Origin of the sequence: Pseudomonas sp. FSL R10-2964 (genome assembly GCF_009600035.1) — a bacterium.
Classification (GTDB): Bacteria; Pseudomonadota; Gammaproteobacteria; order Pseudomonadales; family Pseudomonadaceae; genus Aquipseudomonas; species Aquipseudomonas bubulae.
The window spans coordinates 33881-55658 of record NZ_WIWH01000013.1 but is presented as its reverse complement, the minus strand read 5'-3'; the positions used below and the strand labels follow the sequence as shown (position 1 = coordinate 55658).

The 21778-nt window shown below is 57.6% G+C and carries 22 protein-coding genes; 12 read left to right on the top strand and 10 right to left on the bottom strand.

Annotation, left to right across the window (positions count from 1 at the left end; all coding sequences use genetic code 11):
* Nucleotides 1-182: 182 nt before the first annotated feature.
* Entirely contained in the window at nucleotides 183-1454 is a 1272-nt protein-coding gene (locus GHN92_RS09410) for a Zn-dependent hydrolase (RefSeq protein WP_153379945.1), read from the bottom strand.
* A gap of 36 nt (nucleotides 1455-1490) precedes the next feature.
* Nucleotides 1491-2978, bottom strand: a complete 1488-nt coding sequence (locus GHN92_RS09405; protein WP_133144382.1) for an NCS1 family nucleobase:cation symporter-1 — start codon at nucleotides 2976-2978, stop codon at nucleotides 1491-1493.
* Between the two features lie 53 nt (nucleotides 2979-3031).
* Here GHN92_RS09405 and GHN92_RS09400 point away from each other — a divergent pair, with 53 nt between their 5' ends.
* From GHN92_RS09400 to preA, 4 genes are all read left to right on the top strand, one after another.
* Nucleotides 3032-3271, top strand: coding sequence for a hypothetical protein (locus GHN92_RS09400; protein ID WP_133144381.1), 240 nt, complete (start codon nucleotides 3032-3034; stop codon nucleotides 3269-3271).
* 313 nt (nucleotides 3272-3584) lie between these two features.
* Complete coding sequence (hydA, locus tag GHN92_RS09395; RefSeq protein ID WP_095002356.1) at nucleotides 3585-5024, top strand: dihydropyrimidinase; 1440 nt, start codon at nucleotides 3585-3587, stop codon at nucleotides 5022-5024.
* 58 nt (nucleotides 5025-5082) lie between these two features.
* A complete protein-coding gene (locus tag GHN92_RS09390; protein WP_133144380.1) occupies nucleotides 5083-6450 on the top strand; it encodes an NAD(P)-dependent oxidoreductase in 1368 nt (455 codons plus the stop codon).
* Nucleotides 6451-7725: an NAD-dependent dihydropyrimidine dehydrogenase subunit PreA gene (preA, locus tag GHN92_RS09385; RefSeq protein WP_133144379.1), complete on the top strand. Its 1275-nt coding sequence runs from the start codon at nucleotides 6451-6453 to the stop codon at nucleotides 7723-7725.
* Nucleotides 7726-7840: 115 nt separating this feature from the next.
* Here the strand turns inward: preA and GHN92_RS09380 are convergent, their stop codons facing one another.
* Both GHN92_RS09380 and GHN92_RS09375 read right to left on the bottom strand, forming a co-directional pair.
* Entirely contained in the window at nucleotides 7841-8461 is a 621-nt protein-coding gene (locus GHN92_RS09380; RefSeq protein ID WP_095002353.1) for a TetR/AcrR family transcriptional regulator, read from the bottom strand.
* A gap of 122 nt (nucleotides 8462-8583) precedes the next feature.
* Nucleotides 8584-8940: a hypothetical protein gene (locus GHN92_RS09375; protein ID WP_095002352.1), complete on the bottom strand. Its 357-nt coding sequence runs from the start codon at nucleotides 8938-8940 to the stop codon at nucleotides 8584-8586.
* Nucleotides 8941-9191: 251 nt separating this feature from the next.
* Here GHN92_RS09375 and csrA point away from each other — a divergent pair, with 251 nt between their 5' ends.
* Together csrA and GHN92_RS09365 are read left to right on the top strand one after the other, a co-directional pair.
* Nucleotides 9192-9386: a carbon storage regulator CsrA gene (csrA, locus tag GHN92_RS09370; RefSeq protein ID WP_016780419.1), complete on the top strand. Its 195-nt coding sequence runs from the start codon at nucleotides 9192-9194 to the stop codon at nucleotides 9384-9386.
* A gap of 297 nt (nucleotides 9387-9683) precedes the next feature.
* Nucleotides 9684-10229, top strand: coding sequence for a DUF1269 domain-containing protein (locus tag GHN92_RS09365; RefSeq protein WP_016780418.1), 546 nt, complete (start codon nucleotides 9684-9686; stop codon nucleotides 10227-10229).
* 46 nt (nucleotides 10230-10275) lie between these two features.
* On the opposite strand, the gene GHN92_RS09360 is transcribed toward GHN92_RS09365, so the two are convergent.
* On the bottom strand, nucleotides 10276-10596 hold the full coding sequence (locus tag GHN92_RS09360) for a YbjQ family protein (protein ID WP_153379941.1): 321 nt from the start codon (nucleotides 10594-10596) through the stop codon (nucleotides 10276-10278).
* Nucleotides 10597-10830: 234 nt separating this feature from the next.
* Between GHN92_RS09360 and ppnN the strand changes: the two genes are divergently transcribed.
* Entirely contained in the window at nucleotides 10831-12204 is a 1374-nt protein-coding gene (ppnN, locus tag GHN92_RS09355) for a nucleotide 5'-monophosphate nucleosidase PpnN (RefSeq protein WP_153379939.1), read from the top strand.
* Between the two features lie 157 nt (nucleotides 12205-12361).
* Here the strand turns inward: ppnN and GHN92_RS09350 are convergent, their stop codons facing one another.
* The 3 genes from GHN92_RS09350 to GHN92_RS09340 all read right to left on the bottom strand — a co-directional run bounded on the left by GHN92_RS09350 (nucleotide 12362) and on the right by GHN92_RS09340 (nucleotide 14282).
* On the bottom strand, nucleotides 12362-12895 hold the full coding sequence (locus tag GHN92_RS09350; RefSeq protein ID WP_095002350.1) for a DUF3087 family protein: 534 nt from the start codon (nucleotides 12893-12895) through the stop codon (nucleotides 12362-12364).
* A 65-nt stretch (nucleotides 12896-12960) separates the two neighbouring features.
* Entirely contained in the window at nucleotides 12961-13641 is a 681-nt protein-coding gene (locus GHN92_RS09345; RefSeq protein ID WP_095018824.1) for a glycoside hydrolase family 19 protein, read from the bottom strand.
* Between the two features lie 170 nt (nucleotides 13642-13811).
* Nucleotides 13812-14282, bottom strand: coding sequence for an Lrp/AsnC family transcriptional regulator (locus tag GHN92_RS09340; protein WP_095002348.1), 471 nt, complete (start codon nucleotides 14280-14282; stop codon nucleotides 13812-13814).
* Nucleotides 14283-14406: 124 nt separating this feature from the next.
* Here GHN92_RS09340 and GHN92_RS09335 point away from each other — a divergent pair, with 124 nt between their 5' ends.
* Nucleotides 14407-15594, top strand: a complete 1188-nt coding sequence (locus GHN92_RS09335; RefSeq protein WP_095026973.1) for a methionine gamma-lyase — start codon at nucleotides 14407-14409, stop codon at nucleotides 15592-15594.
* 444 nt (nucleotides 15595-16038) lie between these two features.
* Here the strand turns inward: GHN92_RS09335 and GHN92_RS09330 are convergent, their stop codons facing one another.
* Entirely contained in the window at nucleotides 16039-16959 is a 921-nt protein-coding gene (locus tag GHN92_RS09330) for a LysR family transcriptional regulator (protein WP_095002345.1), read from the bottom strand.
* A gap of 306 nt (nucleotides 16960-17265) precedes the next feature.
* Here GHN92_RS09330 and GHN92_RS09325 point away from each other — a divergent pair, with 306 nt between their 5' ends.
* From GHN92_RS09325 to pcp, 3 genes are read left to right on the top strand one after another with little or no spacing between them, the layout of a single operon-like run.
* The gene (locus tag GHN92_RS09325; RefSeq protein ID WP_095002344.1) at nucleotides 17266-17997 is read left to right on the top strand and encodes a DUF969 domain-containing protein; all 732 of its coding nucleotides are present in this window, start codon (nucleotides 17266-17268) and stop codon (nucleotides 17995-17997) included.
* A complete protein-coding gene (locus GHN92_RS09320) occupies nucleotides 17994-18944 on the top strand; it encodes a DUF979 domain-containing protein (protein WP_095002343.1) in 951 nt (316 codons plus the stop codon). The genes GHN92_RS09325 and GHN92_RS09320 overlap by 4 nt, the downstream gene beginning before the upstream one ends.
* A 7-nt stretch (nucleotides 18945-18951) precedes the next feature.
* Entirely contained in the window at nucleotides 18952-19590 is a 639-nt protein-coding gene (gene pcp, locus GHN92_RS09315; RefSeq protein WP_153379937.1) for a pyroglutamyl-peptidase I, read from the top strand.
* A gap of 59 nt (nucleotides 19591-19649) precedes the next feature.
* On the opposite strand, the gene GHN92_RS09310 is transcribed toward pcp, so the two are convergent.
* Nucleotides 19650-20855 carry an MFS transporter gene (locus GHN92_RS09310; protein ID WP_095002341.1) on the bottom strand — a complete coding sequence of 402 codons (1206 nt, stop codon included), beginning with the start codon at nucleotides 20853-20855 and terminating at the stop codon, nucleotides 19650-19652.
* A 117-nt stretch (nucleotides 20856-20972) separates the two neighbouring features.
* Here GHN92_RS09310 and GHN92_RS09305 point away from each other — a divergent pair, with 117 nt between their 5' ends.
* Complete coding sequence (locus GHN92_RS09305; RefSeq protein WP_095039165.1) at nucleotides 20973-21584, top strand: TetR/AcrR family transcriptional regulator; 612 nt, start codon at nucleotides 20973-20975, stop codon at nucleotides 21582-21584.
* Nucleotides 21585-21778 lie beyond the last annotated feature (194 nt).

The window sequence follows — 21778 nt, the reverse complement described above, 5'->3', positions numbered from 1 at the left end:
GCCCCGGTACAGAAAACACCTTCCGAATGATTGATCAGGCACACATTTACCCAGCCACGTCACAATCAAGTTGATAGGGGCCGGATCAGTCACCACAAAACCTGTAGCCGCTGCCGCAGGCCCTTCGCTTTTGGACAAAGCCCAGGGTTGCAGTGCAACCCATCGCAGCCTCGCTACGCTTCTCAACGACTACCTACGGTTTTCGACGCCGCCAACATTGCCTTAAGCAATACCGCGCATCCCGCTGCCAGATCCTTGGGATCGGCGTTTTCGATTTCGTTGTGGCTGATGCCGCCTTCACAGGGCACAAATATCATCCCTGCCGGACCCAACTCGGCCAGGAAGATAGCATCGTGCCCTGCCCCGCTGACGATATCCATGTTCGACAAGCCCAACTCATTGGCCGCATCCCGCACGGCGTTGACGCAATCAGGGTTGAAGTACAGCGACGGAAAGTCTGCTGTGGGAGTCAGTTCGAAACTCAGGCCATGCTCCTCGCAGGTGGCTTCAATCACCCCACGCACTTGCTCGATCATCGAGTCCAGCCGCTCGGGCAGCAAATGCCGGAAGTCCAGGGTCATGCGCACTTCACCGGGGATAACATTGCGCGAGCCCGGATAGGCTTGCAGGCAACCCACGGTCCCGCAGGCGTGGGGTTGATGGCCAAGAGCTGCCTTGTTGACGGCGGCAACCACGGCCGCCGCCCCGACCAATGCATCCTTGCGCAGGTGCATGGGCGTAGGCCCGGCATGGGCTTCTACACCGCGCAGGTTGAGGTCGAACCATTTCTGCCCCAGGGCGCCAAGTACGACGCCGATGGTTTTGCGCTCGTCCTCCAGAATCGGCCCCTGTTCGATGTGAGCTTCAAAGTAGGCCCCCACCGGGTGGCCGTTGACCTGGCGGCTGCCAGCATAGCCAATTGCATTCAGGGCCTCACCCACGGTCACGCCCTGGGCATCGGTTTTGGCCAGGGTTTCTTCAAGGGTAAACTTGTCTGCAAAAACCCCGGAACCCATCATGCACGGCGCAAAGCGTGAGCCTTCTTCATTGGTCCACACCACCACTTCCAGCGGCGCGTCGGTCTCGACATTGAGGTCGTTGAGGGTGCGCAGTACTTCAACCCCGGCCAGTACGCCAAAGCAGCCGTCGAACTTGCCGCCGGTGGGCTGGGTGTCGATATGGCTGCCGGTCATCACCGGCGGCAAATCCGGATTACGCCCCGGGCGGCGGGCAAAGATATTGCCCACGGCGTCCACGCTGACGGTGCAACCGGCGTCCTCACACCAGCGTACAAAAATATCCCGGGCCTGGCGGTCCAGGTCGGTCAGGGCCAGGCGGCATACACCGCCCTTTACCGTGGCACCCAGCTGGGCCAGTTCCATTAACGAGGCCCACAGGCGCTCGCCGTTGATTAATGGCGCGCGGTGCTGCTGAAGGTCGTGTGCGGCGTTCATGATAGTTTCCTCAGGCAGTTTTTATAGGAAGGCGCTTCAAACCGTGCCTTTGACGGTTTCTGCTTGCTGACTGTTCAGGCGATACAACCCGTAATAAATCACGGCCCCGAGCAACGACCCGGTAAACCAGCCGAAGTCATAGAACCAGCTGAAGGCACTGCTGCCCAACGACAGCAACGTCAGCGCCACAGGTACACCAAAAGCGATAAATCCCTTCCAGTTCCAGGCCGGGTACACCCCGTCACGGTACAGCCCGGCAAGGTCGAGTTTTTGCTGACGGATAACGAAATAGTCGACAACCATGATCCCGGCAATCGGCCCAAGCAGGCTGGAGTAACCCAGCAACCAGTTGGAGTACACGGTTTCCAGGCTCACATCCGAGACCAGCAGGCCGAGTTTCTTCAGCAATTCATGAGCCATCAGCGCCAAGCCCACCAGGCCGGTCAAGATCACTGCCGTGGTGCGGTTGATCAACTTGGGAGCGATGTTCTGGAAGTCATTGGTGGGCGACACAATATTGGCCGCCGTATTGGTCGACAGCGTGGCGATGATGATCAGCGCCATGGCCAATGCCACCCAGCCCGGGCTCTGGATATGGCCGATCAGGCTGACCGGGTCGGATACGGTAACGCCTACCAGTTTTTCGGACGCTGCCGTCATCACCACGCCCAGAGCGGCGAACAGGAACATGGTCAGCGGCAGGCCAAAAATCTGCCCCAGGATCTGGTCTTTCTGGCTTTTTGCGTATCGGCTGAAGTCCGGAATATTCAGGGACAAGGTGGCCCAGAAACCCACCATTGCAGTCAGGCCGGCAAAGAAGTAGCCGTACACACTGGCACCTTCCGGGCGCTTGGGCGGCTGGGCCAGCAGTTCACTCATCGACACATTGGGCAGAGCCCACACCAGCAGGCCCAGACCGACCAGTACCAGCAAGGGTGCAGACAGGGTTTCCAGCCACTTGATCGACTCGGCACCGCGCAATACCACCCACAGGTTGAGCGCCCAGAAAATCATGAAGCCGATCACTTCACCCGTACCCCCCAGGCTTTTCCAGCCCTCGAACACCGAGCCCAGAAACAGGTGAATGGCCAGACCGCCGAACAGTGTCTGGATCCCGAACCAGCCGCAGGCCACCAGAGCACGGATCAGACACGGTACGTTGGAGCCGATAATGCCGAAGGAAGAACGCAGCAAAACAGGAAAGGGAATGCCGTATTTGGTGCCCGCAAAGGCATTGAGAGTCAGAGGGATCAATACCACGATATTTGCCAGCAGAATCGCCAGCAGTGCCTCACCCACTGAAAGCCCGAAATAGGCTGTCAGAACCCCGCCCAGGGTATAGGTGGGTACGCAAATGGACATGCCGACCCACAAGGCAGTGATATGCCACTTGTTCCAGGTGCGCTCATGAACTTTGGTGGGGGCGATATCGTGGTTGTACCGGGGGCTATCGAGGACTTCAGGCCCGGCATCCAGTTCGTACAAACCGTTACGTTCGGTGACTTTTGATCTGCTCGGTTGCATAGTCGATCACTCTCTTGTTGTGCTGCTCCTGGTTGAACTGCCTGGCGCTGCGTATGGACACAAAGCGCTCCCTTGCCTGGACACTTACTTGCCTATCCCGCCCGGTCATGGCAGCAACAATCAAGAACTGTGCCGTGTTACTTCCCTCGCCTGCTCAAACCGTCCTGCATGACTGGCAACACGCTGCTTTTAAAACCGTTTTAAACACCAGCCAAATGACTCTCATTCCCGTTAAAGGCCTTTATCAGTTTTTTTATATCGCCAAACGAAACACTTCGGTGCGTGCTTATTAACTTAATCGACTCACCTCCCTTCATCCGCAAGCTCAAGCACCTGATTTCGCATAAGAAAGTTCGCTTATATTTGAATCCTGTCAAGTGCGTCAAAATGGTGAGGCCGTGCATCATTTTGGTGATTTAAAATAATTAACTTTAAAAATCATATAGTTATACATATCTAACCCCTTTAAAAATAAAGTTTGATCATTCTTCAACAACCCACTAGATTTTATTCCTGTCACCAGTGGCAGGAATGCAAACTTCCCACTAAATTTCAATAACAACAGTTAGAACCGGCTCTAGCCGGTCAGCCTGCGAGGAACTCCGTATGTCGCTGTTAATCCGTGGCGCTACGCTTGTGACCCATGATGAAAGTTATTGTGCGGATGTATATTGCGCTGACGGTCTGGTCCGCGCGATTGGCACTGATCTTGATGTTCCCCCAGGCTGCGAAGTTGTCGATGGTCGCGGCCAATATCTGATGCCCGGTGGTATCGACCCCCACACACATATGCAATTGCCGTTTATGGGCACCGTCGCCAGCGAAGACTTTTTCAGTGGCACCGCGGCCGGTCTGGCAGGCGGTACAACATCGATTATCGACTTTGTCATTCCCAACCCGCAGCAGTCCCTGCTTGAGGCTTTTCATCAGTGGCGGGGCTGGGCCGAAAAGTCGGCAGCAGACTATGGCTTTCATGTCGCAATCACTTGGTGGAGCGAGCAGGTACGTGAAGAAATGGCCGAATTGGTCAGCCATCACGGCATCAACAGCTTCAAGCATTTCATGGCCTACAAGAACGCGATCATGGCCGCAGACGACACCCTGGTGGCCAGCTTCGAGCGTTGCCTGGAGCTGGGTGCGGTCCCGACCGTGCATGCCGAAAATGGCGAACTGGTGTACCACCTGCAACGCAAACTTATGGCCCAGGGCATGACGGGGCCGGAAGCCCATCCGCTGTCACGTCCCTCCCAGGTGGAAGGCGAAGCGGCCAGCCGGGCGATCCGCATCGCTCAGACCCTCGGTACGCCGTTGTACCTGGTGCATGTTTCGACCCGTGAAGCACTCGACGAAATCACCTACGCCCGCAGTCAGGGCCAACCGGTATATGGCGAAGTACTGGCCGGGCATTTGCTGCTGGATGACAGCGTGTACCAGCATCCCGACTGGCAAACGGCAGCAGGCTACGTGATGAGCCCGCCCTTCCGCCCTCGCGGGCATCAGGAGGCACTGTGGCACGGCCTGCAATCGGGCAACCTGCACACTACCGCCACCGACCACTGCTGCTTTTGCGCCGAACAAAAGGCCGCCGGGCGTGACGATTTCAGCAAGATCCCCAACGGCACGGCGGGCATCGAAGACCGCATGGCGCTGCTGTGGGATGAAGGCGTGAATACCGGGCGCCTGTCGATGCAGGAGTTTGTAGCGCTGACCTCCACCAACACCGCGAAGATCTTCAATATCTACCCGCGCAAAGGCACGATCCGGGTCGGTGCCGATGCCGACCTGGTGCTGTGGGACCCTCAGGGCACCCGCACCATTTCCGCCAAAACCCACCATCAAAATGTCGACTTCAACATCTTTGAAGGCAAGACCGTACGCGGTGTGCCTAGTCATACCATCAGTCAGGGTCGCCTGGTGTGGGTTGACGGTGACCTGCGGGCCGAACGCGGAGCCGGTCGCTATATCGAACGCCCGGCCTACCCTGCGGTGTTCGACTTGCTGAAAAAGCGCGCCGAGCATCAGCAACCGGTGGCTGTTAAACGCTGAGCATAAAAACACTGCCCGACAGAGGCACAAAGATCTCCTCACCCCTGAGGTAAGCACCGTGATCAAGTCCTTGAACCATTTACCCCACCCCCATGAATCTGCGCAGGTGCTGGCCAGCCACTTTACCGATCTGGCGCCGCCCCTCAATGCTCGCCAGGCCGTGTTGGAAAGCTCACGTTGCCTGTATTGCTACGACGCCCCCTGCGTCAATGCCTGCCCCAGCGATATAGATATCCCGTCGTTTATTCGCAATATCCAACAGGAAAACATCCAGGGCGCAGCACAGAAAATTCTTTCGGCCAATATCCTCGGCGGCAGTTGTGCCCGGGTGTGCCCTACCGAAGTACTGTGCGAGCAAGCCTGCGTGCGCAACAACAGCCAGGAATGCGCGCCTGTACTGATCGGTTTGTTACAGCGCTATGCGGTCGATCATGCACAGTTCAGCGAGCATCCGTTCAAGCGTGCCGCGCCCACCGGCAAACGCATCGCGGTGGTCGGCGCCGGACCTGCGGGGCTGGCTTGCGCCCATCGCCTGGCACTGCACGGGCATGAGGTGGTGATTTTCGAAGCGCGGGAGAAATCCGGCGGGCTTAACGAGTACGGGATTGCCAAATACAAGTTGGTGGACGATTTTGCCCAGCGCGAAGTGGATTTCGTCCTGCAGGTTGGCGGCATTGAAGTGCGCCACGGCCAGCGCTTGGGCGACAACCTGAGCCTGAGCGAACTGCACCGGCAATTCGATGCGGTATTTCTCGGGCTGGGTCTGGCTGCCAGTCGCCAGCTGGGTTTGCCCCATGAAAATGCTCCGGGGCTGCTGGCTGCCACCGACTACATCCGCGAGTTGCGCCAAAGCGACGACCTGACCCGGTTACCCCTGGCCGAGCGCTGCATTGTGCTGGGCGCTGGCAACACCGCGATCGATATGGGCGTGCAAATGGCCCGTCTTGGCGCTCGCGAAGTGAATCTGGTGTATCGCCGCGGGCTGCAGGACATGGGCGCCACCGGGCACGAGCAGGACATTGCCAAGGCCAATCAGGTGCGACTAATGACCTGGGCACAGCCACAGGACGTGTTGCTGGACAACACCGGCAAGGTGCGCGGCATGCGCTTTGCCCGCACACGCCTGGAAGACGGGCGCCTGGTGACCACCGGTGAAACCTTCGAGCTGGCCGCAGACGCGGTGTTCAAGGCCATAGGCCAGGCCTTTGATGATGCAGCCCTGAGCGATCCGCTGGCGCAAACACTCAAGCGCGCGGGCGATCGCATCGAAGTAGACGAACACCTGCGCACCAATATTCCCGGTGTGTATGCCGGAGGCGATTGCACCTCTCTGGGGCAAGACCTGACCGTACAGGCCGTGCAACACGGCAAGCTGGCCGCAGAAGCCATGCATGCCCAACTCATGCTTGATCAGGAGGCTGCATAAATGGCCGATCTCTCGATTGTTTTCGCCGGTATCAAGGCCCCCAACCCGTTCTGGCTGGCGTCTGCGCCACCTACCGACAAAGCCTACAACGTGGTACGAGCCTACGAGGCAGGCTGGGGTGGCGTGGTCTGGAAAACCCTGGGTGAGGACCCGGCCGCGGTTAACGTGTCCTCGCGTTACTCGGCACACTACGGCCCCAACCGCGAAGTCATGGGCATCAACAATATCGAGCTGATCACCGATCGCTCCCTTGAAATCAACTTGCGCGAGATCACCCAGGTCAAGAAGGACTGGCCGGATCGGGCCCTTATCGTGTCGCTGATGGTGCCCTGCGAAGAAGAGTCCTGGAAATACATCCTGCCACTGGTGGAGGCCACCGGTGCCGATGGCATCGAGCTGAATTTCGGATGCCCCCACGGCATGCCGGAGCGCGGCATGGGCGCGGCCGTGGGCCAGGTGCCCGAGTACGTGGAAATGGTCACACGCTGGTGCAAGACCTACTGTTCATTGCCGGTGATCGTCAAACTGACGCCCAATATCACCGATGTGCGACTTAGCGCCCGGGCGGCCCATCGTGGCGGCGCCGATGCGGTGTCATTGATCAACACCATCAACTCGATCACCAGTGTCGACCTTGAACGCATGGTGGCGCTACCCGTAGTGGGCAGCCAGAGCACCCACGGCGGCTATTGCGGTTCGGCAGTCAAGCCGATAGCCCTGAATATGGTGGCGGAAATTGCCCGCGACCCGCTGACCAAAGGCTTGCCTATCAGTGGGATAGGCGGCATTGGCAGTTGGCGTGATGCTGCAGAGTTTATTGCCCTGGGCTGTGGCTCGGTACAGGTATGCACCGCAGCGATGCTTCACGGATTTCGAATTATTGAAGAAATGAAAGACGGTTTGTCGCGTTGGATGGACAGTCAAGGCTATACCAGCCTGGAGGACTTTTCCGGCCGTGCAGTGGCCAATACTACTGACTGGAAATATCTGGATATCAATTATCAGGTTATCGCCAGGATCGATCAGGACGCCTGTATTGGTTGCGGGCGCTGCCATATTGCCTGCGAAGATACTTCGCACCAGGCCATCGCCAGCTTGAAGCAGGCCGACGGCACACATCGGTATGAAGTGATCGACGATGAATGTGTGGGTTGCAACCTGTGCCAGATAACCTGCCCGGTGCAGGACTGTATCGAGATGGTGCCACACAACAATGGCCTGCCATTTCTGGACTGGAACCACGACCCACGTAACCCGTACTGCGTGGCTTCGTAAATCAATCCTGTGGGAGCGGGCTTGCTCGCGATGCAGGCAATGCGGTGTGTCAGGTACACCGGGGTGATGCCATCGCGAGCAAGCCCGCTCCCACACGATCGATAAGCAGGGTTGCTTACGGCTCCAGCCCGATCCCGCGCAGGATCACGCTGGTGACGGTCTGCACCGCACGTTCAAACTGGATATCGGACAACGGCTGGTGATCGTTGATGATCATCACTTGATGGTCAAAGTCAGCGTAATGCTGGGTTGATGCCCAGATCATATACAGCAGGCTGGACGGCTCAACAGGCAGGATTCGCTTGTCTTGCACCCATTGGCGAATTTTCGCCTCCTTGATCTTGGCCCAGTCATACAAACTGGCATCAAGTGCAAGACCCAGGGTCGGGGCGCCATGGATCATTTCATTGGCCCAGACTTTGGAGCCATGGGGCCGGGTACGTGAGTGGTGCATTTTGGCACGAATGTAACTGCTCAATACCAGACGAGGATCGTCGTAGGTCTCGAAACAAAGCGCATCCTGTTTCCACACTTCCAGCAACCCCAGCAATACCGCGCTGTAAAGATCCGTCTTGGTGCTGAAGTAGTAATGCAGGTTGGAACGTGGCAACTGGACTTGCGCCGCAATGTCCGCCATCGCCGTACCGGCAAAGCCTTTTTCGGCAAAAACCTTTTCAGCCCCCAGAAGGATTTTTTCGACATTGCTGCGTCGAATTTCGATCTTGTGATTGCTCATGGCGATGGCCCTTGCCGTCGTGTTGCTCTGATGTGCGCCGAGTGAACAAATATTTCCTGCACAAAGCGTCGAATAACGCCAGCGGCAGCTAAGCTCAGGCGGGTACCCGACGCTGTATCAGACTATTTCGCGGCGGGCAGTTCGATCACGTTGGTTTCAATACCGTCCAGCTTGGGCTTGAGTTTCATCTTTTGCTGGGCCTCAAGCGCTTGAGCCTGGGTGGTGAATGGTCCGATCAGGAAGTGCTGAACCCCGCCACTCTCGTAAATGTAAGGAGTAAAACCGTTGTCAAGAAGCCTGCCGGTCGTGTCCGGAATGGTCGCTCTCTGGCCTTCAGTGATCTCCAAAGCCCAGTGAGCAACAGGGGCCTGGGCCATCGTTGCTTCAGAAGCTGCTTTAGCCCGCTGGATTTTATCGTTAGACTCCTGACCGCAAGCCGTCAAGGCCAATATTGCTGTCATCACGATGACTATACGCACTGCGTTTCCCCTGTCTGTTTGAATGGGTAGATTTTATCACTGGGGCAGCGGCCTTGCTCTCCTTGAACAAATCCAAAGTGCCCCAATTTAAGGCTTATGCGCGAGAATTTTCCCCGTAAAGGGAATTAAACCTCTGGCCATGTCGTCTGTAATGAGCGGCGCAATAATACGTACTTAGCAGTATTCTGTAGTCATGACCGAAGCCGCACCGTCTCAGAGACGTGCCTTACAAAGCCATCAAGGAGAAAAAAATGCTGATACTCACCCGCAAAGTTGGTGAAAGCATAAACATCGGTGACGATATTACGATCACTATTTTAGGTGTCAGCGGACAACAGGTCAGAATCGGCATCAATGCGCCGAAGGATGTAGCCGTTCACCGTGAAGAAATTTACCAACGTATCCAGGCCGGCCTGAATGCACCTGAAAAGAACGAACAGCCATAAGCCTGTGAGGTATCAGCCCAAGGCTTGAGGTCAGGGCTGCTCAGCCAGCCCTCCTCAAATCATTTGCACACTGCACCTGCCACGGCATTATCCCCTTGCCGCACCCCTCTCTTTATCAAGAGATATGTCTCGTCGACTTGACCGTTTCAAGGTTAGCGACCACGCTCATTCCTCGCAGCAGGCTCCAGAAAGCTGAACCACTGCGCGCCAGGGTGTTTGCATTGTGCCGCCTTGAGAAACCCCTCCACCCTTCAGCCCTTCGCCGGGCTGGACCTGTACCGTCAAGGAATGAAAGACATGTCCGATTTAATCGTAGTGGGATTTTCAGACACCGAAAAAGCAGATCGTGCCCTCACCAAGATGGTTTCACTGAGCAAAGAGCATCTGGTCGAGCTGGAAGATGCGGTGATTGTGGTGCGTAATGCCGAAGGCAAGATCCATATCAAGCAAAGCGTTAACCTGACAGCGATCGGGGCTACTTCAGGCCTGGTCACCGGTGGCCTGTGGGGCGCACTGGTCGGGCTGCTGTTTCTCAACCCGCTGGCAGGCTTTGCCATCGGCGGCGCACTGGGTGCCGGTACCGGCGCTTTGTCGGGCTCATTGAGCGATTACGGGATCGATGATGATTTCATCAAGTCATTGAGCGAGACCATTCCGAATGATTCCTCGGCCCTGTTCGTTCTGCTGCGCAAATTCCAGCCGGAAAAAGTGCTGAAGGAACTGGAAGACTCGGACTTCAAGGGCAAGGTCCTGCGTACCTCCCTGTCCCCGGAACAAGAGCAAAAACTGCAGGACGCGCTGTCCAAAACCACTGCAGGCGTACCTTTGGCGAAAACGGTTTAATTCGTAAAGCCCATTCGACCGCCCTGTGCGGTCGAATCCTGGTGCCTCAGTTCAAGCGCACAGCCGTGCCCGTGGCAAACACCACCAGCATGCCGCCACGCCCTGACGGCATGCTGATTTCAAACCCCAGCCCCATAATCGCATCCGCTCCCATGGCTTTGGCCCTGTCTCGAATCTCGTCCGTGATCTCTGCTCGCGCTTCTTTCAGTGCTCGCTCCAGCGTCTGAGAGCGTCCACCAAAAAAGTCGCGTACTCCGGTAAAAAAATCTCGTACCACATTGATGCCGTGAACCGATTCGGCACTGACAATCCCCAGGTATTCAGTGGCTTTTCTGCCGTCAATGCTGTGTGTGGTGGTGATGATCATCTGCCCGTCCATTTTCTGTTTCAGTGACTTGCGAGGTTACCTTATCGCTGCCGTGCTCACTGCTGGTACTGTAACTGGAGTTAACTGCGGCTCTTTTAATTACAGGACCAAGGCTACTATGCTTACAGAAATGCAATCCAAAGACGCAAGAGTCGGGACGCCTCGCTCGCACTGATGACATGAATTCAAAAGCTGCGCCAAGCAATTTTTCGACCCCGCTCAAGGAAGCTCGCAATGGTCCAAAGACAAGTCATCAACGCCTCGGTCAGCCCGAAAGGCAGCCTGGAAACACTTTCCCAACGTGAAGTACAACAGCTGAGCGAGGTTGGCTCAGGCACCAGTTACACGCTTTTCCGCCAGTGCGTACTGGCTATCCTCAACACCGGCGCTCACGTCGATAACGCCAAGACCATCCTTGAGGCCTATCAGGACTTCGAGGTGCGGATTCACCAGCAAGACCGCGGCGTGCGGCTTGAACTGCTCAACGCCCCTGCCGATGCATTTGTGGATGGCGAAATGATCGCCAGTACCCGTGAAATGCTCTTCAGCGCCCTGCGCGACATCGTCTATACCCAGAGCGGCCTGGACAGCCCACGCATTGACCTGAGCAGCTCGGCGGGCATCACCGACTACGTGTTCCATCTGCTGCGCAATGCCCGCACGTTGCGCCCGGGCATCGAACCGAAAATCGTGGTGTGCTGGGGTGGCCACTCCATCAATACCGAAGAGTACAAATACACCAAAAAGGTCGGCCACGAACTGGGCCTGCGCAGCCTGGATATCTGTACCGGCTGCGGTCCCGGTGTGATGAAAGGGCCAATGAAGGGCGCGACCATTTCCCACGCCAAACAGCGTCTGACCGGGGGCCGCTATCTGGGCCTGACCGAGCCGGGCATCATTGCTGCCGAAGCGCCGAATCCCATCGTCAATGAACTGGTCATTCTGCCGGATATCGAAAAGCGTCTTGAGGCCTTTGTGCGGGTCGGTCACGGGGTGATTATCTTCCCGGGCGGTGCTGGCACGGCAGAAGAATTCCTGTACCTGCTGGGCATTCTGATGCACCCGGAGAACAAAGATGTGCCGTTCCCGGTTGTCCTGACCGGCCCCAAGGAAGCCGAACCCTATCTGCAGCAACTGCATGAGTTTGTCGGCGCTACCCTGGGTGAAGAAGCGCAACAGCAGTATCAGATCATCATCGACAACCCGGCCGAAGTGGCCCGTCATATGACCGCCGGGCTCAAGGCGGTTAAACAATTCCGCCGCGAGCGCAACGACGCTTTCCACTTCAACTGGTTACTGAAAATCGACGAAGGCTTTCAGCGCCCGTTCGACCCGACCCACGCCAACATGGCCAGCCTGAAACTGCGCAGCGACATGCCAGCACATGAATTGGCCATCAACCTGCGTCAGGCCTTCTCCGGGATTGTGTCGGGTAACGTAAAAGAGAAAGGCATCCATCTGATCGAGCAATACGGGCCTTACGAGATCCACGGTGACGCTGCCGTGATGAAACCTCTGGACAAACTGCTGCAGGCATTTGTTGAGCAGCATCGTATGAAACTGCCAGGCGGTGCGGCCTATGAGCCGTGCTATCGCGTCGTAAGCTGAACCCCACCCATAAGGCTCGCATGCCCCAACGGTGGGAGCGAGCCTGCTCGCGAAGAGCTCCAGATCGTCGCAATTATCCCGTAAAAACAGGCTATCACTTACGAACTTCGCGAGCAGGCTCGCTCCCACACAAACACAGCAGGTCTGGTGAGCAGCATTACTTCAGCGGCGCAAATTTTTTCACCGCATCAATCCACTGCGGATCGAGCCGGGTCTGCCCGGTGTCGATGCCCAGTGCTTCAAGACGTGCCTTGTGCAAATCGATCTCGCGAACCATTTGGCTTAACGCGCTGGAATTGGCGTCCAGCTGGTACATCTGGGTCACGCCCAGATGATAGAAGCGCAGCAGCTTCATCGCCGCCACATCCCCCGCCATGACTCCCGCCGTTACGTGATGCATGACATTGGTGACCTTCATCAGGCTACGCTTGAGTTGCCAGCCGTAGACTGCGGGCGCCATCCAGGGTTGAGACCAGAACACGTAGCGCACCAGCAGGAAGGTCGTGATCAGGGCAACAATGACCCCGGCCAGATTCAGGCGAAAATTGTCGCCACCGGCGACACCCAAAACCATGACCAGCACACCTGACAACAGCAGCGCCAGCAAGACAAACGTCAACGCGATATACAGCGTACTGCGGCGAGTTTGCTGACGATATGTCTCGGGGTTAATCGGCTTTATCTCGAACATCACTGATCTATGGCTCCTGATGGCTGCGAACAAACTGCGCGGGCATTATGGCCTGATTGAACCGCTCAGGCGTGCAATAAAACCAGTGCCTTGCGGTATAGCGCCGCACGCTGGGCGTGACCATTGAGACCACCATTGATAGCCCTTGTCACGCGTTCGAAATCCTCCCCGTCTGCCAGGGTATTTATACTGCGCGAGTTCCAGTACCAGCCCGCCGACGCCACTGCCCATTGCCACTCTTGCAGCAGTTGCGGGCTGGTGAGCAAGCGCTCATCCCCGAACAACCCCTGGCTGCACTGGCAGTAGTTGGTTTTACCGGTGACTTGAATCAATCCCCTGCCCCGATATAACCAGCCTTCCCCCGACGCCTCTGAGCCATTGCCCAGGCGGTTGCTGTAGACCCGGTTTGCAATCGCCTGCGGCCGGCGCTGAAGCATAAGCGCGTCAGCATTGGGTACGCGCCGGGAGCGATTGCCGTCCGTTACGGTAATGTATTGACCTTCGCCATCCTTCTGCGCAAAGCGGGAGCCCCAGGTGGCCGCGAGGCCACCTGCACTGTAATTAAGGTTTTCGACAAGTACCGTGAACCCTGCACTTTCATGGCCTACCTGAGCTAGAAATGCAGCAAGGCGTCGGGGGGTATTGATCAACACTTGACGGCTAACGGCCTGCACAAGGGGCAAATACAGATCGACGCAGGCCGTACTTTTGGGGAACAGCTGGAGCATTACTTCGCGGTTCAACATGGGGATTTACTCTTAATCAATGTAATTAAAAGTAAAAGCCAAGCACTTAAAACACGCATCTGCCGTCACCAAAAGAGTAATCAGGCCAGAACTACTCTACTCAAAGAAAACACTTACAACTCATCGAAAAGTTATTTTACAGATAAGACTTGAATGCACCCTTGATGCACTCAACCTTCAACAGGCACCTCTCGCCTTGGCTTGACCGACTTATACGAAAAACTCGAGTAAATCTCTTTGACCGCGGGCAATGTCTGCAGGACTTCACGGGCAAATTCGCCAAAGGATTCGAGATCCCTGGCCACGACTTCCAATAAAAAGTCGTAACGACCCGACACGTTGTGACACGCGACGATTTCGGGAATTTCCAATAACCGTTGTTCAAAGCTTCTGGCCAGTTCTTGCGAGTGAGAGGCCATCATGATGCTGACAAACGCCGTGACCCCGTATCCCAGTTCCTTTGGCGAAAGAACCGCCTGATAGCCCGTAATGATCCCGCTCTCTTCCAGCATTTTGACCCGTCGCCAACACGGCGAGGTGGTCAGTGAGACACTCTCGGCCAACTCTGCAACGGTAAGTCGGGCATTGCCCTGCAGTGCGCAAAGCAAGGCTTTATCGGTTCTGTCCAGAGCGTTTGGCATGTTTTGCCCCTAGCGGTCAGCGTGGCGGTTTTTTGTTCTGGTAAGTGGTGTATTTACAGGTAAATTTGGAATTTTCCACGTTCATTTAAAGCATAGCATTGTAGGAAATATCGGAGAGTTCACCATGAACGATAAGAACAACAACTTCGGCTTTTCTACTCGCGCCATCCACTACGGTTATAACCCGCTGGAACACAACGGCGCGGTAATCCCCCCTGTTTATATGACCTCAACCTTTGCCTTTGCCACGGCCGAATACGGCGCAGGCTGTTTTTCCGGTGAAGAGCACGGGCATTTTTACACCCGCATTTCCAACCCCACCCTGGCCCTGCTGGAAGCACGCATGGCGGCGCTGGAAAACGGCGAAGCGGGTGTGGCGTTCAGTTCCGGCATGGGCGCGATCGCCGCAACATTCTGGACCCTGCTGCGGCCCGGCGATGAAATCATCGTCAACCGCACCTTGTATGGCTGCACCTTTGCCCTGCTGCACCACGGCATCGGTGAATTCGGGGTGGTAGTCAAACATGTGGACATGGCCAACCCGGCCGAACTGCAAGCCGCGATCAGCCCTGCAACCCGCATGATCTACTTCGAGACGCCGGCCAATCCGAATATGCAACTGGTGGACATCCCTGCCGTAGCGCGGATTGCCCACACACATGACAACCTGCTCGTGGTGATCGACAACACCTACTGCACGCCCTATCTGCAGCGTCCACTGGAACTGGGCGCCGACGTGGTGGTGCATTCGGCCACCAAGTACCTGAGCGGGCACAGTGATATCACCGCTGGCATGGTGGTCACCAGCCAGCTCCTGGCTGACCGGATCCGTCTGCAAGGCTTGAAGGACCTGACCGGGGCAGTCTTGTCGCCCCATGATGCGCATTTGCTGATGCGCGGTATCAAGACCCTGGCCCTGCGCATGGATCGCCATTGCAGCAGCGCCCAGGCCATTGCGCATATGTTGCAGGATCACCCTGCCGTGGAATGGGTGGCCTACCCCGGCCTGCCCTCTTTCCCGCAATACGAGCTGGCGTCCCGGCAGATGAAACTGCCGGGGGGCATGATTGCCTTTGAGCTCAAGGGCGGCATGGCTGCTGGACAGCGCTTTATGAATGCCCTGCAATTGTTCAGCCGTGCGGTCAGCCTGGGGGGGGCCGAGTCACTGGCGCAGCATCCCGCGAGCATGACCCACTCCACCTACACCCTGGAGGAACGGGCACGACACGGAATAAGTGAAGGATTGGTGCGCCTGGCGGTGGGGCTGGAGGATGTCGCCGATTTGCTGGCGGATATAGAGCAGGCATTATAGGGGGGCAGCGCCAGCCTCCCCTGTAGATACTCTGTTGCCGGTCAACCCTCCCTGTGGGAGCGAGCCTGCTCGCGAACGACTTTCGCGAGCAGGCTCGCTCCCACAGTTAAAATTCCCTTCAGACCTAGCAGCTGCCGAGGAACGAGGCTGCGTTCGTCAGCTGCTACAAGCCGTGTGGAGGACAGGATGAAATATCAACCCGGCGGAATTGTCGCCAAAATACCGATGCCGATGGTCAGCACCAAAAAACCGCCCAAAAACCAAGCCATCTTGTTCATGATGTTTCCCCGTCAGTCGTTCGTCATAAAACAGGCGCAGAACAGCTGCCGACCACACACACGTGCTGCTGTGTAGTCGCGTCCTCGTCTGTCTCGGAAGGTTGGGGGAAATTTTGCGCCGCAAACTGCACACATAACAGGTGCAGATAACGCGAAAAAATACGGATCAGATGCCCGGCAGCACAAAATGCCCAGGCTCAACGCTGTGTTGGTACTCGGCAACAACCGCCTGACTCAGGTTGACCACCGCCTCATTCAGCTCCAGCCCCGCCCCCGTGCGCCAACTGGCGTATACCGCAAAGCCCGGTGCAGTCTCGATCGGCAACGCAATCATGGCCCCGCTCTGCAATTCGCGACTGACCAGTACCGGCGGCAGGGCACCGATGCCAAAGCCGTCCGCCACCAGTTTGATAATCGCCGCCACCGAGTTGATGCAACTGATGCGTGGCGCGGCAATATCGTGCTGGTGCAGAAAATTGAGCATGTCCTGATGCGGCCGCGACAAGCGTGAAAAGGTCAGCAAGCGCTCCTCGCAAAGATCCGCCAGGTCACGGTAGCTGCGGTTCAGAGCTGCGTCCCTGGCCACAATCCAACTCAACGGGTAACTGGCCAGTTGTACATTGCGCACGCCGTCGGCACGCAATAAATCCGTCTGAAAAATCAGGTCCAGCTGACCTTTAAGCAATTGTTCATTAAGGTTCAGCGCCGTATCGGCGGTCAGTTCAACCTCTACCTGGGGGTAGTCGCGGCTCAGCGCACTGATCAGATCGCTCAGCCAGCTATGGATAACCGTGTCCATCACGCCGATGCGCAGGCGCCCGGCAAACCTGTCCGCCTGCCCCAGCGATTGCAGAAGGCGTTGCTGGGTGGCCAGCATTTCTTCGGCGTAACCCAGCACCTGATGGCCTTCACGGGTGAGGTTGACACCACGGGAATCGCGCTGGAACAACTGCACGCCAAGCTCGGTTTCGAGGACTGAAATACGGCTCGAAATGGCTGCCTGGGTACTGGATAACTTTTCGGCGGTCAGCCGAAAACTGCCAAGGCGCGCTACCCAGACGAATGTCAGAAGAAATCGCATATTCATACAGGACGCCCCACCCAATCAAAACCAGGGCAGCACTGTAAACCCTTGCCGCAGGGACAGGCTAGTCGGCTTAAGTCGGTGATTGATAAAACTTTTCTGTTCGGGGGTGACAACTTTTATTGACTGGACGCACAACCCAAAGCCACCAACCATATCGGGCAATGAGGCCCATAGGGTCTCAACAATAAAAAAACACGCTGAGTCCGGCAGCGTACCGATTTTTCGAAAGTGTGCCTGACCGCTTTCGACTTGCCCTCACCAGCCTGCCCTGGTGCTGCGGCAATCAGCTAAAGGGATTGCCCCCTCATGCAAACCGTCGTAAACCTTTGGCCCTTGATTGGCGTGTTCGTCATCATCATCGGCTTTGTGCTGCGCTTTAACCCACTGTTGGTGGTCAGCGCGGCGGCTATCGTCACCGGCCTTGCTGCCAACTTCCCGCTGGAAAAAATCATCAGTGAAATGGGTGAAGGCTTCCTGCAAACCCGCGCCCTGCAATTGATTCTGCTGCTGCCCCTGGCCGTGATCGGCTTGCTGGAGCGTCACGGCCTGCGTCTGCACGCGCAAAACTGGATCGCCAGCTTCCAGCGCGCAACGGTCGGCCGGTTGCTGATTATGTACCTGTTCGTGCGTGAGACCACCGCTGCTGTAGGCCTGACCAGTCTGGGCGGGCATCCGCAAATGGTCCGCCCGCTGCTGGCCCCGATGGCCGAGGGCGCAGCCGAGAACAAGTACGGCAAGCTGCCTGCTCCTGTGCGGCAGAAAGTCCTGGCCATGTGTGCCGCCACCGACAACATCGGCTTGTTTTTTGGTGAAGACGTGTTTGTGGCCTTCGGCGCAATCGCACTGATGCACACCTTCCTGCTGGGTTCGGGGCTTGATGTCGAGCCGCTGCACATCGCTTTCTGGGGAATTCCGACGGCGATTTGCGCCTTTATCGTGCATGCCCTGCGCCTGTATCGCTTTGACCTGATGCTGGAGCGCAGCATGGCCGAAGTTGCCCGGGAAGAAGTTGACGCAGCTCAGGAGCTGGCACGATGATTATTTCTATTGAGTACTTCTACTGGCTGGCGGGAGTGCTGCTGCTGATCACCGCGGGCATGATCCTGACAGACCGCACCCACCCCAAACGCTGGACCAGTGGCCTGTTCTGGGCGTTGTTCGCCATGGTGTTCCTGATTGGCGATCGCCTTTCGCCGTTCGTGGTAGGTATTGGCGTGCTGGTCATGGCCGGCATTGCCGGCATTGGCGGTGTTGGCCGAGGCACCCACGCCGAGTTGCATGTCAAGGCTGCACGGGCCAGTGCTGGCCGTCTGGGGCACAAGCTGTTTATCCCGGCCCTGTCGATTCCGCTGGTGACCGTGATCGGTTCGATCCTGCTGAAAAACACCCAGATCGGTGGCGTACCGCTGCTTGACCCGAAAAACACCACGTTCGTGTCCCTGGGCATCGGCTGCATGGTGGCCCTGGTTCTGGCCTGCATCCTGACCCGTGATACGCCGCTGCAAGGCCTGCGTGAATCGCGCCGCCTGACCGAAGCCCTGGGCTGGACCATGGTGCTGCCGCAAATGCTGGCCATGCTTGGCCTGCTGTTCAATGACGCCGGGGTCGGTACCGCCGTTGCTCATGTCACCACCGCCTATATCAACATGGACTATCGCCTGGTAGCGGTGATGGTCTATGTGCTGGGCATGGCGCTGTTCACGGTCATCATGGGCAACGGTTTTGCTGCATTCCCGGTCATGACCGGCGGGGTCGGCGTGCCGGTACTGGTCGGCATCTACGATGCCAACCCGGCTGTCATGGCGGCAATCGGCATGTTTTCCGGCTACTGCGGCACGCTGATGACGCCAATGGCAGCCAACTTCAATATCGTGCCCGTGGCCCTGCTGGAGCTGCCTGACAAATACGCCGTGATCAAGGCTCAAATGCCCACCGCTCTGATGATGCTGGTGGTCAATATCGTGCTTCTTTACGTACTGATGTGAGAACACCATGCGCACTGTACTGCTGACCGGTTTCGAACCGTTCGACCAAGACACCGTCAACCCGTCCTGGGAGGCCGTACGCCTTCTGGACGGCACCTTGCAGGACGATACGCAGATCATCGCCCGTCAGTTGCCCTGTACGTTTGCCGGAGCGCCCGAGCGACTGAGCCAACTTCTGCAGGAGTTCACCCCGACGCTGGTGATCGCCGTCGGGCTTGGCCCCGGTCGCACGGACATCTGCATCGAGCGGGTAGCGATCAATATCAACGACGCCCGCATCCCTGACAACCTTGGCTATCAGCCGATCGATACACCCGTGGTGGCGCAAGGGCCAGCGGCGTATTTCAGTACCTTGCCGCTCAAGGCAATGGTGCGGGCGATCAGGGCCGGCGGGATTCCCGCGTCGGTTTCCCATACGGCGGGCACCTTTGTCTGCAATCAGGTGTTCTATTGCCTACAGCATGCATTGGCCGGGACCGGCGTACGCGGTGGTTTTATCCACGTCCCGCCTCTGCCGCAACAGGCGGTGGTGGCTGGTGGCCCGTCCATGGCACTGGCCACCCAGGTGGAAGGGTTGCGCATCGCCGTAATCACGGCCCTGAATACCGAAGATGATGTACTTGAAGGTGGTGGCCAGGTCAGCTGATAACGCGTTGGAAACCGGGCACGATTGGTAGTCGCTGCCTGACCAACACGGCTATCGGCCTAATGACCGACAACCGCCGCCCCCGCCTGCCGGTGCCCTTGCGGGAAACCATGGGCACGGGCACTGAACACGATCCCCAGCCCGACCAGCAACAACACCAGCAACACCCAGGGGAAGACGTTAACCCCGAATTGATCGAGCAATATGCCACCGGTCAATGCCCCCGCGGCAATGGCGCTGTTCCACACCACCACGTTCATCGACAACGCAACATCGGCGCCCTCGCCTGCCGCATCGGCCAGAGCGGTTTGCAGCAGGGTGGCGGCACCGCCGAAGGACAACCCCCAAACAAAAATCCCTGCATATACGACAGCCACCGACTGCGAGAAGAAACCGAACAGCAGCGAAATCGCAGCAAATGTCGCCAGGCAAGCCATGACTGCCTTGCGCAGATGCCGGTCTACCAGTCGCCCGGTCAGCCAGATTCCCAGCAGCGCCGCCAATCCGAAGACCAGCAACACAATATCGACCTTATCGGCAAGGCCCGCCGATGCCACGAAAGGCGCGATATAGGTGTAGAGCATGTTGTGCGCCAGCATCCAGGTCAGTACCACGGCAAGCACGGAGCGCACTCCCGGTGTCAGCAGCACCTGTCGCAAGCCGATACGTTGCGAAGCAGACTGCCCTGGGTAATCAGGCACCTTGAGCACTACCCAGGCCATCAGCACCAGGGTCAAGGCCGACATCAGGCCAAATGCCGTACGCCACCCTACCAGCGCACCCAGCCAGGTGCCCAATGGCACACCCAGTGACAGGGCAATCGGCGTGCCCACCATCGCCACCGCCATGGCCCGGCCCTGCAACTGCGGGGCAACCATGCGCCGCGCATAACCTGCCAGCAGGCTCCAGGCCAACCCGGCTGATGCGCCGGCAAAAAAACGTGCAATCAGGGTCACGCCGTACTGAGACGACCACGCGGTAATCGAATTGAACAGCAGAAACCCGACAATCGTCAGCAGCAGTACGTTGCGACGCCGCCAGCCCTGGGTCGCGATGGTCAACGGGATGGCCGCCAGCAGGGAGCCCAGCGCGTAGACCGTAACCATCTGCCCCGCCAGCGCCGATGACACTTGCAGGCCGCTGCTGATTTGCGGCAACAGGCCTGCGGGTAAGGTCTCGGTAACAATGCAAATAAAACCGGTCATGGCCAGCGCCAGCAGCGCGCCCATGGGTAATCGCTCAGTGGTGTTTTGCTCTTTGCCCATGGATGCCCTGCTCCTGCTAGTTATGTATCGATAGGTACAAATGTAGGGCGACGGGAAATATTGGTCAATGACTTTTGTATCGACTAGTATTTATATCTCGCTACGAAGGAGACTCAAATGGCACAGATGGGACGCCCGCGCACATTTGATCGGGACGCGGCAATCACCCAGGCCATGCACCTGTTCTGGGAGCACGGTTATGACTCGACATCGCTGAGCCAGCTCAAGGCCAATATGGGCTCAGGCATTTCCGCGCCCAGCTTTTACGCGGCTTTCGGCTCCAAGGAGGCGCTGTTCAAAGAGGTCATGACGCGCTACCTGAACAGCCACGGCAGGGTCACCGAAAGCCTGTTCGACACTCACCTGCCCCCACGCGAAGCGATCGAGCGAACGTTGCGCAGCTCCGCCAAAATGCAATGTGAGCCGGGTCACCCACGGGGTTGTCTGGTCGCCCTGGGGCTGATGAGTGCCAGTTCAGCTCAAGCGGTGGCGATAAGCGCACCTCTGGCCGAAGCGAGGGCGCGTAACCGGGCCGGGTTTATGGCTTGTGTCGAGCGCGCCATCCGCGAGGGTGAGCTTGCCGCCCAGACTGATCCGCGAACGCTGGCCACGGTGTTCGAGAGTTTTCTGCTGGGCCTGACCACCCTGGCCCGGGATGGTGTAGCCCATGCCGTACTGGACGCTGCGATCACCCAGGTGATGAGCACTTGGGATGCCGCGCGCGCCTGAGGGATGAGCGCTGGTTATCGGCCAATCAATATTCGTCATTGGGCAGTGCCCCCGACAAAACCTACAGTGGTCGCCTGAAAGAGCCCTTATGGCTCGCTATCGGGATAACTGCGGTGCAACTTATAACGACAATAGGCGGCGAAAACGCTGCCACTGCCTGTACTTGGGTGGCAATCCCCTGTAGCCGCTGACGA